This is a genomic window from Gilvimarinus sp. 1_MG-2023 (assembly GCF_030548285.1).
The window spans coordinates 122,319-136,243 of sequence record NZ_JAUOSC010000008.1 but is presented as its reverse complement, the minus strand read 5'-3'; the positions used below and the strand labels follow the sequence as shown (position 1 = coordinate 136,243).

Genomic DNA, 13,925 nt, shown 5'->3' with positions numbered 1-13,925 from the left:
TGATAACAACGCGGTGCAGTTCCTGGATGATGGTGAGAGCATCACCGAGGTGTACACGGTTGAGTCGACCGACGGCGAGACGCACGACATCACGATCACGATCAACGGCGCGGAAGATCCGTCGGAGATCACCGTTAATGAAGGCAATGGCGACAGTGACGAAGGTTCGGTGACCGAAGATGTGGATACCGATCCGTCGACGGCGGGCATCCAGCTGGAGCAAAGTGGCAGCTTGACCGTGACCGATGCGGACACCAGTGACACCGCCGCGTTCGATCCCACGGCGACCGCGTTCAACGCGATTGCGTCGACGAATGCGGATGCGCTGGGCGCGCTGAGCATCAACGCGGACGGCGAGTGGAGTTACAGCGTTGATAACAACGCGGTGCAGTTCCTGGATGATGGTGAGAGCATCACCGAGGTGTACACGGTTGAGTCGACCGACGGCGAGACGCACGACATCACGATCACGATCAACGGCGCGGAAGATAACTCCGCACCCGCTAGTTCCGATTGGACGTTAGCTATTGATGAGGATGAAACTTATACCTTTACTGTGTCTGATTTTCCTTTCACCGATACTGATACGGGCGATGCGTTGGATCACGTTACGATTACCTCGCTGCCAAGCAATGGTGTTTTGACCTACAACGGTACGGCTATCACCGGACCTCTGCCAAGTGGAGGTTTAGTCGTTTCAGCGTCTGATATTACCTCTGGTTTATTGACGTATACACCTGATGAGCACGAGCCAACGGACGATACCGATCCAAGTACACCGATTAATGATGGTACCGGTTATGCGGACTTTACTTTCACGGTCAGCGATGGCGTTGAAGATAGTGGCTCACAAACTACGACAATTAACGTTACCCCTGTAGCTGATACGCCCATCTTAAATGCGAGCCTGGGCAACCCTACTGCTAATTATGAAGCCGCGGTGAGTGATGAATATTACTCTCCTGAAAATGTTACTCAAATTATGGAAGACATGGGGCTTACCAGTGAGATATACACACCGATAGGCACAAATGATGGAGAGGTGATTTGGGGAACCGATGGCGCCGATAACATTATTGGTAATGGCGGTGATGATCTTATTTTTGCCGACCCGGATGGTCAAGGCGCATTCGGTCCGCCAGATCAGGCACAGGGTGGTGAGGGTGATGATGTAATTGTAGGTTCCGATCAGGCTGATCATTTCTATGGAATGCAAGGCAGCGATATTATTGTCAGTTTGGATAGTAGCGCAATAGATTCGATCTACGGTGGTCACGATCCGTTTTATGACCCCTACAATACGGACCCGCAAGGAACCGAGGATACCTCCACCGATGTTGCAATCTTTTCACAGGCATCGTGGGATTATACGGTGTTTGAATCTAGTAACAGCCTCGAGCAAGGTGACAATGGTGATCGCGCTTTATATCTAAATGCCAATGACGGTAGTGATGATAACCTTGCTTACGATATTGAAGAGTATTGGTTTACCGATGGTCGCTATGAATGGGATGGTTCTCAACTTGTACGGATCGGTGATTTGCCAACGGTTGAATACGATCTGCCTCAGTCATTTACTTATTCCTTGAATATCGACGCGACTTTTGTTGACTTGGATAATAGTGAAATTCATTCTATTACCGTATCGGGCTTAGCAGATGGTGTGCTGTTGTCTGCTGGCAGTTACGACGCTGTATCGGGTACTTGGTTGCTGACTCCAAGCGAGTTGAGCGGTTTGGAAATAACAGTACCTGTTAACACGGAAGATTTTGATATTACCGTTACAGCTCGAGCTGAAGAGCAAGCCAATGGTGATTATCAGGAAGTGTCACAAGTGCTCAGCTTGTCAGTTCCTTCGTTGGCCCCTGTAGCGGGGGATAGTGTTGTTAACGGTGTCGAGGATGCTACGGTTGTATTTTCTTCCAGCGATTTCAATTTCGCTGATCCCGAAGGCGATGAAATGGCCTCGATCACGATTCACTCGTTGGAGAGCGAAGGTACATTGCGTTTGAATGGTGTGGATGTTGTTGTTGGCGACACGATTACACAAGCGCAGCTCGATGCGGGTGATTTAACTTTCGAACCATTGCCTAACGCCTTTGGCAATAATTACGATGCATTCGACTTTACCGTAAACGATGGATCTAGCTCCGGTACAGAAAGTGCCACTATGACCATTAATATTACGCCTGTTAATGACGCTCCAGAATTCCTGTCTGGTAGTGACACAGCCACAACGGCAGCTAATGCAGATGTCTATAACTTCTCTGTAGATGAGGGGTCAGCTGCCGATTCTACGATTGGTTCCGTGCTGGCTTTTGATGTCGATGGTGACGTTCTGGAGTACAGCATTACCGGAGGTACGGGTTCGGGATTATTTGAAATAGATTCAGCAACCGGTGAAATTACTGTGGTGCGGGATTTGTTGGATTCGGACGCAGGTAATTATCAGCTAACCGTGAATGTTTCCGACAATCAGGGTGGAACAGATACCGCTACTGTCAATATTGCGGTTACCGACATCAATAACGCGCCTGAGGCTAGTAATGATCAGGTTACCGTCGCGCAAGACTCTGGCCCAATCGCTATTGACGTACTGGCCAATGACACAGATCTTGATTCTGATACTTTGTCTATCAGCGGTGTGACTCAGCCTGATAATGGTGCGGTGACAATTTCCGGTGGTGTTGTCAATTACACGCCGGCGGCAGGTTTTACGGGTATCGAGACATTCACCTATACAGTTTCTGACGGCAATGGCGGAACTGATACCGCTACGGTCACTGTGAATGTGCCTGATCTTAATGATAACTATGGTGAAGTGTTTGAAGAGGCAATGCCGTTAGGCAGTAATCCATCAAGCCCGAATGAAGAAGTCAGCGGGAACTTACTAAGCGATGATGTCGGTCTTCCTACTGGCTTGACTTTGGATGTGAGTATCGCTGGTGGAACCGTTAATAATGATACGGCAGGCATAAGTGTTATTACCACTGCCGAGAACAATGTTCTAACGGTCAATACTGACAACAACTCGGCTAACTTCGGTGATTACACCTACACGTTGTTGCAGCCTCTCGATCATGTTTTGACCGAGCAGGATTTTACAAACGGTCCAGAAGGATGGAGCGGTTCTGGAGTCAGTGAGCAAGGCGACCGTCTACGACTCAATCAAGACGCCACCGCTACGCAAACTTTCACGTATGCCGACATGGCTGGTCAGGAAGTTGTTGTTGAGTTTGATTTGGAGGTCAGCAACGGCTGGGATACCTCAGGGAATTCACAGGATTACTTTAATATCACAGCGAACGGCACTACCGTGTACAGTATTTCACCGTCAGGGGGTAGTTCAGTTGCGGTTTCAGTTCCCGTGACCTTGGATGCCAATGGTCAGGTAACATTAGCGCTTAACGCCAACACCACGGCGAATAGTGAGCGGGCATTTGTGGACAACTTTAGTGTTCACGCAACCGAACTAACCGATACCTTCACGTACACCTTGAGTGACGGTGCAGGCTTTAGTGATAGTGCTAATCTGAATATTGTTATTCATGACGATCTGGCTGATACACCACGCGATTACAATGAGTCTCACAATATCAATGAAGACCAAGATGTAAGTGCTGGTGATTTTAATTTGTTAGATAATGCCACGCCACAGTCAGGTAGCACTGTTGAGTCGGTGTCGGATGTGTCAATCTTTATTAACGGTTCAGATGCCTCTTCAGACTTCACTGTCACCAGCGGCTCTACAGGCTCTGGAGAGGTGGCACGCTATACCTTTGTGAATAATGCAACGTTTGCCAGTGCCGAGCTTGTTGTTTATGAAAATGGCGAAGTTACCTGGGAAAATGGCTATACAAATCTATTAGACTTTATGTCGCCAGGTGATATGGCACAGTTGCAGATTGGTTATACGTCTTCCGTAGGGGGCGTAACGGATACCTCGACGGCCACTGTCAATATTTCGGGTGTGAATGATGGCCCCGTCGCCGTGGTGGATTCGGGTCTAACCTCAGGTGGGTTTGCATCGGAATTCTGGGTTTACAATCAGGGGGTTGATGGTCCGAATTTGGCTTCGATTGCTCAAGTTATTGGTTTTTCTGGCAGCACCGACCCGGATGCGACATTTATTTCAACAGGGTTCAATTATAGTGTGGTCAGAGGCGATTCTAACTACAGCCAGAATCAAAACTTAGGTACTGATGATCATCTAGAGAACTGGTTGGCAGATGGTGGGGATGACGGTTCTGTTATTAGGAATACCAGCGAAAGCTCAGGCGATGCCATTGTTCGATTTGCCGGTGCATTTGAAGTTGAGTCTGATGGTACTTACACGCTAGATATTCGACACGACGACGGATTTATTGTCTTTATTGATGGAGTGGAAACCTTTACCGCTGATTTTATTACCGCACCTAGTCAATTTGAAGAAACGACCTTCTTGACGGCGGGTACTCATGATGTAGAGATTTATTATTGGGACCAAGGTGGTGAGTATGTTTTTGACGGCAGTCTATACGATAGCTCAGGCAGTGATTTATGGACGCCAGCTAATGTCTCTTATCGCGGGGTTCCAATCTCAACAGATGAAGATGAGTCGGTTAATATTGATGTCTTGGCAAACGATTGGGATCCGGAAGGTGACAGCTTAACCGTCATTGGTGTAACCGATGGCTCGTTTGGAACAGTGACCACTAATGGGAATTCTGTGACCTACAGTCCAAATGCTGGATTTTTTGGGCTGGACTCATTTACCTATACCATCAGTGATGGTAATGGTGGTACTGATACAGTAACGGTGCCAGTTGAAGTGCGTCCGGAAAATAATCCTGCAGATATTGATTTAGATGGTGACGACAGTTCTGGTAAAGATGGGTCGGATTATTACACTGCCTATCCGCTTTGGGATCCTATCAATGTTGTCGACTCGGATGTATCGATTACCGATATTGACGGATCTAATTTGTTCTCTGCTCAAATACAAATCACCAATCCTCTTGCCGGTGATGTATTAATTGTTGATGAAAGCTCATTGCCCAGTTCTATAGGCTTTAGTTATAACGCTGGTAGTGGTATCGGATTGTTGTCCGGTTTTGCAACGATTGCCGAATATGAGGCGGCATTAGAGCTCGTGCAGTTGGATAATGATAATAGTAATTTGGTGGGAGATCGTGTTGTTGAAATAAGTGTCAATGACGGCAACGATCAGAGTGCAGTAGCGACATCGACTATTCGAGTAACGAATAATCGGAGTGAGGGTAACTCCGATGACAATACGATTGATAATAGCTGGGCTACGACTCGAACGGTGGCAATTAGTGGCAAAGGTGGTGACGATACTCTAACCGCAGGTTCTTTGAATGACTCAGTGATGGGCGGTGCGGGTGACGATACCCTCATAGGGGGTAGTGGTGATGATGTATTGGTTGGTGGTATTGGTGCCGATACTTTCGCTTGGCAGCTAACAGATCAAGGTACTGTTGGAGCGCCAGCCCAAGATGTTGTACTTGATTTTAATGGCTCTCAAAATGATGTGTTGGACTTGTCAGACTTGCTGCAAGGCGAAGAGGCAAGTACTGATTTATCCGAGTACTTGCATTTTGAGACATCCGGTGGTGACACTGTGGTTCATGTGAGTAGTAATGGCGGTTATTCAAGTGGTTACGATGCTGCTCAAACGGATCAAACGATAACCCTTGAGGGGGTCAGCTTGACCGGCAGTGATGATAACGACATTATTAACCAGCTGATTACTAATGGGCAGTTACATATTGATTAATGTATAAGGATATTATGTTTGTAAAACGTGATGACAGCGGCGCTATATGCGCCGTAAGCAAAGTTGAGTCGGGGGGGTTTGCAGCTATAGCGTCAGATTCGCCCGAGCTTGCGGCTTTTTTGCGCCAAATTCAGCCTGATGTAGGGCAGTCTTTAGTCGCTTCCGATCAACAAATGGCACGTGTGTTGGAAGATGTCGTCAATGTGTTGATCGACAAGTCCATAATCCGTTTTACCGACCTACCTGAAGCGGCTCAGAAAAAACTGATGCATCGCAAAGAAATGCGTGGTCAGCATCAGGCGGTTTCTGTGTTGGGTAGCGATGATGATGACATTACCTTGTAAGTAGATGTTTTAAAGGTCTCTAAAGACTAAAAAGCCGCACCCAGTTTGGGTGCGGCTTTTTTTATTGGTAAGAATAAAAAGATTTATTGCACGCCGGGCCCGGTCACACCGTCAATATCTAAAGCGGCTAATGCTTGAGTTTCACTATCGTTCATAACACCTTCGGCAATCATTACCATGCCCAGTGAATGACCAATATTGCAAAGACTTTTAATGAATGCATGGTTGGTGGTGTTGAGATCAACTTCGCGGATAATAGCGTTATCAATTTTCAGGTAATCAAGCCCAATACCTTCCAGCTCTTTAATGTGGGTGAACTCTAATCCCACGTGTTCCAGCCCAATTTTACAGCCGAATTCGCGCAAATCCCGGCTCAGCTCTTTTAATAGCGGCATTTGTCGAACGGCACAGCTTTCCGGAAACTCAATGTAAAGCATTGGGCTTGCCAGAGAGTTTTGTTTGGCCAGCTCAAACAAGTTGGCTCTGAATGTTGGGTCGAGCAGAGCGGTTTCTGAAACATTAATGGCTGTAGCTTCTTTATGGTCAGTAATTTCTTGTATCGCTTTGCGGGCAACCTGCCAGTCAATTTCTTTTAGTAGGTCAAGGCGCCTGGCCCAGGCGACAAAATAACCGGCGGTTTGCGATTGACCGTCTAAGGTTAAGCGCACTGGACGCTCCCAATGGATGATCGTGCCACTGACAGAACGCACTGCAAAGCGCCCCAGTTCGACGCCTGGGGTGGCCAGCGCCTGAGTTAAACTCAAGCGCCAATCATTGAGGTTGCGCTGCGGGCCAGCAGGGCGATTAACATTGTGTAGAACCACCGCGCGGTTGCCTTTTTGCTCGGCACCGGCCAGTAGGCCATCGAGTCTAGAAAGTAGCTGCCCTCGGCTTTCTTGGTGGATATCTGTTGCGCCTATGGCCAAGCCGATAGGCATTTCTTGTGTTTCAAAAGGGGTTACGCAGGCATATAACTCTTGTGCAAAGACACGGCTGGCGTTGGCAAGTGCCCCTTGCTGGAAGCTAACAAAAGCAAAGTCGGTGCCATTCAAACGCCCCGCATACTGAGAAGACTCTTGTGTTTTTTGTTGTAAAGTTTGCGCAATGTTGACGATTAATGCATCAACTCTTTCTCGGCCCAGTTGCTGGTTTAAGCTGATAAGATCCATTATTCGAAACAGGTAGATGGCCGCATTTTGCTCGCTGTCTTCACGGGTCAGCGTGCTGTCGAGTAGATTGAGAAAATGTTCGCGATTGGGTAACTTGGTTAACTCATCTTGCTGTGATTCCTGGCGCAGCTTCTCCAACTTTTCGGTTTCTTTATCCAGCATGTTTTTGACACTGGAGGAGAGTTTGTTCATTGCCCGCACTAACCGGCGGAATTCTCGGGTGCGCGGTTCCTGCGACATGACAAAGCGCCGCTGGCCGATCGATTCGGCTTGGTTAACCACGTGCCCCAAGGGGCGAGTGATCATTTTTAAAATTAAGGTGCCAATACCACCAAATACGATGGCCGCTAGGAGTAACCACTGCAGCAGCTGTTTGCTTGAATTCCACAGTTCTTCTTTGGCGTAGCGCGAATGGCTTTGTACTTCGATAGTGGCGAATTGTTGCCAGCCATCCTGAATCTGAGCGGTACCGGGGGTCACCTCAATGGCCAGTAATTGGTCAAACCACTGTGGAATGCTCTGAACGGTATTGCCTTGAAAGTTTCGTTCCACCATGGGCTCACCTTTAGGGTCAAGTAAGCGAATGCTCTGGTAGTGACCCGAGTCAAACTGGGCCGCTACTAATAACTCCAGTGACACCGGGTCTTTATCCATTTGGGTGATGGACAGAGCTAGAGAGGTGGCGTTATCAATGTTTTTTAATTGCAGCTGCTGCTCTAAATAGTGACGTGCGGCGAAGGTGGAAATAAAAAAACTGCCGCCCAGAGCCAATATAAGAATCAGACAAATACCAATCCAAAGCTGTTTTATCAGTGACATCTTGGGTTAACTCCCGCAATTGCTTGGGCTGAGTGTAAGCTCATTGGGTAAAACCTTCTTCTTGCATACGTTGTAATAGATCGCGCCAACGTGACAGGCGCGCGGTTGGGTCTGTATCGGACTTTTTCCCCCCTAACCACAAACCTTCACTGTTAAAGCTGAAAATCGGGGTTAGATCAGGTCGTTGCGTGGCCGAAACGATACTGGGGTTTAAATTATCCAGAATTAATGGGATAGCATTGGAGTCGGAAAAATAACCGAGTACCATGTGCGCTTGCACCACACCACCGGTGGTGGCACGTACATAGATTAGGCGCAGATCTTTGGCGGGAATGCCCATTTCTAATAGGGTGAAATACTTGGCGATGGTGTAGTCTTCGCAGTCGCCGCCACGCATCCCCATGGTTTGGAGGGGCGTTGCCCAGTAATCTTTACTTTTCCACAGCAGTGAGTCGAGGGTGTAAGTGAGCCCTCGATTGAAAAAATTGTTAACGCTTACCAATTTTTGTTGGGTGTCGAGGTCGGTTTGCAGGAGTAGATCGGTCCATGCGTTGAGGTAGCGTGCCCCGTCGTCACCGTATCGTTCAAGCATCACCTGTTCCAAACGCTCTTTTTGTAAAGCCAGTACGCCACCGGCAAAAAGCAGGAATAACAACACAAGAAGTCGAGAGACCGGATAGCCAGATACACGCTGCCACACTCGATCGCAGAGCCGAGGCCAATTGTAGCGATGTTGACAGAGACTCAACTTGAGCAAACGCGACTTCCATTTTCCAAATGACTTTTGCGAGTATAGCAGGCTCACCCAGCCGATAAAGGTTGGTCATAATCAATAAGTTAAATGGATTGCAGTCGGGGCTTCTTATCCAGTGCTAAGAGGCCTCTTACACTGAGAGTTAGTGCAGGATACGACGTGGTTTGGTGCGGGGAGGCTTGGGTTCGGCAGCTGGCGTTGCAGCGGTTTGCCTTGCCTCCTGTACGAGTGTTAGCTGTCTTTTAAGGCGCGAGACAACACGACCCATAATTTCTGTGGTTTGCTCGAGTTGATCGAGAGTAAATAAAAGCTCTTGTGGGTCGATTTTATTGGTATTGCTACTCATCTGCCATCACCCTTTGTGATTCGACAGAGCCCGCCGGACGGCGGGCACCTGTAAGTTGCAGTTTAATCCCAGTTCAGCGCACCGCCAGTCTGGTATTCAATGACGCGGGTTTCAAAGAAGTTTTTCTCTTTGCGCAAATCCATGATTTCGCTCATCCATGGGTAAGGGTTTTGCGCTCCAGGGTACTGCTCTTTCAGGCCAAGCTGCGCTAAGCGGCGGTTGGCAATGAATTGCAGGTACTCTTCCATACTGGCGGCGTTCATACCCAGTACACCGCGGGGCATAGAGTCGCGCGCGTATTGAATTTCCAGCTCGGCGCCCTCGAGAATCATCTGGGTCACTTCCTGTTGGAATTCATCGGTCCACAGGTGTGGGTTTTCCAGTTTGATCTGGTTGATAACATCAATACCGAAGTTCAAATGCATGGATTCATCGCGCAGAATATATTGAAACTGCTCGGCCACACCGGTCATTTTATTGCGTCGACCCATGGACAAAATCTGGCTGAAGCCGCAGTAGAAGAAAATACCTTCGGTGACGGCATAAAATGCCACCAAGTTACGCAGTAACTCTTGATCGGTTTCGGTGGTGCCGGTAGTAAAGGTTGGATCACCCAGTGTTTGCGTGTGTTTGAGGCTCCAGGCCGCTTTGGCAGCGACCGAGGGCAGCTCGCGGTACATGTTAAAGATTTCCGCCTCGTCCATGCCCAGCGACTCAATGCAGTATTGGTAGGCGTGGGTGTGGATGGCCTCCTCGAACGCTTGACGTAAAATGTACTGGCGACACTCGGGGTTGGTGATCAGGCGATAGATGGCCAGTACCAGGTTATTGGCAACCAGTGAGTCGGCAGTAGAAAAATAACCCAGCGAGCGCTTCACAATACGGCGTTCGTCGTCGGTCAGACCTTCTGGGTTTTTCCACAGCGCGATATCGGCAGTCATGTTCACTTCTTGTGGCATCCAGTGGTTGGCGCAACCGTCCAAATACTTTTGCCAGGCCCAGTCGTACTTAAAAGGCACTAACTGGTTGAGGTCGGCGCGGCAATTAATCATGCGCTTGTCGTCTACCTCAATGCGCTGAGCGCCCATTTCGAGTTCTTCCAGCCCTGGCGCTACGTCTAGTTCCTCCAGCGATTCGCGTGCAGCTTCAATGGCCTCCGATGCTGTCGGGGCACTGCTTGTTTGCTGGGCCGCTGGCGCAGGTTCTGCCACCTTGGGTGGGGCGGCGGGGGCAGGCTGGCTTGGCTGAATATTGTCTTCGGTATTAAAATCGTCCCAACTCAACATGGTGATACGGTCCTTTCGGTGAGTGGCTTGGTAATGGGTTTACTAGGCCCGGTGCGTGCACCGGGCCGTTGTACAGTTAACGTTTACTGGCAGGCTTCGCAGTCTGGGTCGTCCAGCGAGCAGGCCGCTGGAACCGGTGCAGCACTGGCGCCGGCAGCGGGCTCAGGGGCACTGGCCGCTGCTGGGTTGGCACCACTATCACCGGCAGAAACCGCATTGAGAGACCCAGTGTTAATGGTAGATTTCTCGGTGGTGGTGGCCGCTAAGGCGCGCAGATAATAGGTGGTTTTCAAACCCTGGTACCACGCCATGCGGTAGGTCACGTCCAGCTTTTTGCCATTGGCGCCTGAAATATACAGGTTGAGGCTCTGAGCCTGATCAATCCACTTCTGGCGACGGCTGGCCGCTTCCACAATCCAGCGTGGCTCTACTTCAAAGGCGGTGGCGTACAGTTGCTTAATATCGGCTGGAATACGGTCAATTTTCTGCAGTGAGCCCTCGTAGTATTTGAGGTCATTGACCATCACACTGTCCCACAGGCCCTGCGCTTTTAGGTCGCGTACCAGTGATGGGTTGACCACGGTAAACTCGCCAGACAGGTTAGATTTTACGTACAGGTTTTGGTAAGTCGGTTCAATGGATTGGCTCACCCCGGTAATGTTGGCGATGGTTGCGGTAGGAGCTATGGCCATCACATTGGAGTTGCGCATACCTTGTGATTTCACTTTCTCGCGCAGAGTGCCCCAATCTAAACGCTGGGTGCGATCTTGCTGAATGTAATCGGCGCCGCGTTCGCGAGCGAGAATATCAACTGAGTCGATGGGCAGCTGGCCTTTGCTCCACAGTGAGCCTTCAAAGGTCGCGTAGCGACCGCGCTCGGCTGCCAAGTTAGATGACTCTTCGATGGCGTGGTAGCTGATCGCTTCCATGGACACATCGGCAAACTCCACCGCTTGCGCTGATCCGTAGGCGATGTGTTGCGCGTAAAGAGCGTCCTGGAAACCCATAATGCCGAGACCGATAGGGCGGTGGCGCAGGTTGGAGGTGCGGGCGCTCTCCACTGAATAGTAGTTAATGTCGATGACGTTATCGAGCATACGAATGGCGGTTTTAACGGTGGCTGCCAGTTTTTCCCGGTCCAGTGCACCGTCGACAACATGTTGCACCAGGTTGATTGAACCTAGGTTACACACGGCGATTTCTTCATCGGCTTTTGTGTTGAGAGTGATCTCGGTACACAGGTTAGACGAGTGGACGACACCAACGTGTTGCTGAGGACTTCTCAGGTTACAGGCGTCTTTAAAGGTGATCCACGGGTGGCCGGTTTCAAACAGCATGCCCAGCATTTTGCGCCACAGGTCTAGTGCGCGTAGCTTTTTGTGCAGTTTGATTTTGCCTTCGGCCGCTTGTTGCTCGTAGTAGGCGTAGCGCTCTTCGAAAGCTTGGCCGTACAAATCGTGCAAATCGGGTACATCGCAAGGAGAAAAGAGCGTCCACTCTTTATCTTCGAATACACGCTTCATAAATAAATCGGGTACCCAGTTCGCGGTGTTCATATCGTGGGTACGGCGGCGATCATCACCGGTGTTTTTACGCAGCTCTAAGAATTCTTCGATATCCAAGTGCCAAGTTTCCAGATAGGCACAGACCGCGCCTTTGCGCTTGCCACCCTGATTTACGGCAACGGCCGTATCGTTGGCTACTTTTAGGAAAGGCACAACACCCTGTGAACGACCATTGGTGCCCTTAATGTAAGAGCCCAGTGAGCGCACAGGTGTCCAGTCGTTGCCTAAACCGCCGGCAAACTTAGACAGCATGGCGTTGTCTTGCATGGCGCCGTAAATACCGTGCAGATTGTCCGGAATATTGGTCAGATAGCAAGATGATAGTTGCGGGCGCAGTGTACCGGCGTTAAACAGAGTTGGGGTTGAGCTCATATAGTCGAAAGAGCTGAGCAGGCGATAAAACTCAATGGCGCGCGCTTCGCGGTTGTCTTCTTCCACCGCGAGCCCCATGGCTACCCGCATAAAAAATACCTGGGGTAATTCGATGCGCACATCGTCGCTGTGAATAAAGTAGCGATCGTACAGGGTTTGCAGGCCCAGGTAAGTAAATTGTAAATCGCGCTCGGCTAACAGCGCTTTGCCCAGCTGATCCAGATCAAAATTCAACAGTTCAGGGTCCAGCAGCTCCAGCTCTACCCCTTTGTGAATATAAGCGGGTAGGGCGCGGGCGTACAGAGTTTCCATATCCGTTTGGGTGGCTGCATTGGCGATGCCTAGAAAACCTAAGGCTTCGGCGCGTAGTTTGTCGAGCAGCAGCCGAGCAGTGGCATAGCTGTAGTTGGGCTCCTTTTCCACCAGAGTGCGGGCTGTAATCACCAGTGATGTGTTGACATCTTCCAGCGACACACCGTTGTACAAGTTGCGCATGGCTTCATCGAGGATGGCTTTTTCGTCCACATCGTCAAGGCCCATACAGGCTTCGCGCACGATGGTGCGAATTCGCATCATATCCAGTGGCGCGGCGGTGCCATCGTCCAGAGTAATTTGCAGAGTAGGGTAGTCAGGGTCTTCCTGTATCGAAGTGCTCTCCGGCGTTTTCTCGGCGCGGATGCGGGCGTGCTCTTCGCGGTAGAGCACGTAGTCGCGGGCAATTTTTTGCTCGCCTGAGCGCATCAAAACCAGTTCGACTTGATCTTGGATGTCTTCAATATGCACGGTGCCGCCGGAGGGCATGCGGCGCTTGAAAGTTGCGGTAATTTGTTTAGTCAGGTTATCTACCGTTTCGTGCACGCGGCTAGAGGCCGCTGCCGTGCCGCCTTCAACAGCGAGAAACGCTTTGGTCATAGCCACGGCGATTTTACCCGCATCAAAAGGTACAACGGTACCGTTGCGCTTGATAACTCGCAATTGTCCTGGTGCTGTTGCCTCTAGGTCATTATTGGCCTCGGGGGTTGTGCTGGGTTGGGCCTTAGTTGACTGTGGCTGATCGGTTTCTGTGTACATTAATGTCTCCGCGAATGTTTCCCCGATGGTGTGTAAGCGAACCTGCGGTTCGATGCCCTTCGGAAATATTGTGTCTTTCTAGCGTTGGTGTTGGATTCTCTGGTCTTACGTTAACTGTTTCTGGGTTTTTACATGAGCGCTGCGTTTACATTAGAATCGCTCTTCGTATAGCGCTGTTACGGTTTATCAATCAATCGCCAAATGGGGCGGTCCCGCCCAAGAGCAGGGTGACTCGTAGTGCCTAATTGCACTTGTGTCATACACCAGCTTGTAGCGCTATATGTTGTGTTTTGTTTGAGGGTGAAAAACCAATCCCTGTTTATAAATATGCGCCCCACATTGTTAAATCCGCAGCCCATACTTTTGGGGGGGACATCATGCACAGAGCGTAATAGCGCGCTTTGCATGTTAGTAAGTACT

At 49.7% G+C, this 13,925-nt stretch carries 7 protein-coding genes; 2 read left to right on the top strand and 5 right to left on the bottom strand.

Annotation, left to right across the window (positions count from 1 at the left end; genetic code table 11):
* Positions 1-13: 13 nt before the first annotated feature.
* Both Q4563_RS10950 and Q4563_RS10945 read left to right on the top strand, forming a co-directional pair.
* Entirely contained in the window at positions 14-5,779 is a 5,766-nt protein-coding gene (locus Q4563_RS10950; protein ID WP_303604523.1) for an Ig-like domain-containing protein, read from the top strand.
* Positions 5,780-5,793: 14 nt separating this feature from the next.
* Entirely contained in the window at positions 5,794-6,123 is a 330-nt protein-coding gene (locus Q4563_RS10945) for a hypothetical protein (RefSeq protein WP_303604522.1), read from the top strand.
* A gap of 83 nt (positions 6,124-6,206) precedes the next feature.
* Here the strand turns inward: Q4563_RS10945 and Q4563_RS10940 are convergent, their stop codons facing one another.
* From Q4563_RS10940 to Q4563_RS10920, 5 genes are all read right to left on the bottom strand, one after another.
* Complete coding sequence (locus Q4563_RS10940; RefSeq protein ID WP_215976622.1) at positions 6,207-8,111, bottom strand: bifunctional diguanylate cyclase/phosphodiesterase; 1,905 nt, start codon at positions 8,109-8,111, stop codon at positions 6,207-6,209.
* Between the two features lie 40 nt (positions 8,112-8,151).
* Positions 8,152-8,811 carry a transglutaminase-like cysteine peptidase gene (locus tag Q4563_RS10935; protein ID WP_303604521.1) on the bottom strand — a complete coding sequence of 220 codons (660 nt, stop codon included), beginning with the start codon at positions 8,809-8,811 and terminating at the stop codon, positions 8,152-8,154.
* A 196-nt stretch (positions 8,812-9,007) separates the two neighbouring features.
* Positions 9,008-9,211 (bottom strand): hypothetical protein, encoded by a 204-nt coding sequence (locus Q4563_RS10930; protein ID WP_215976623.1) that lies wholly within the window; start codon positions 9,209-9,211, stop codon positions 9,008-9,010.
* A 62-nt stretch (positions 9,212-9,273) separates the two neighbouring features.
* Positions 9,274-10,497: a ribonucleotide-diphosphate reductase subunit beta gene (locus tag Q4563_RS10925; RefSeq protein ID WP_215976624.1), complete on the bottom strand. Its 1,224-nt coding sequence runs from the start codon at positions 10,495-10,497 to the stop codon at positions 9,274-9,276.
* Positions 10,498-10,580: 83 nt separating this feature from the next.
* Positions 10,581-13,505: a ribonucleoside-diphosphate reductase subunit alpha gene (locus Q4563_RS10920; RefSeq protein WP_215976625.1), complete on the bottom strand. Its 2,925-nt coding sequence runs from the start codon at positions 13,503-13,505 to the stop codon at positions 10,581-10,583.
* Positions 13,506-13,925 lie beyond the last annotated feature (420 nt).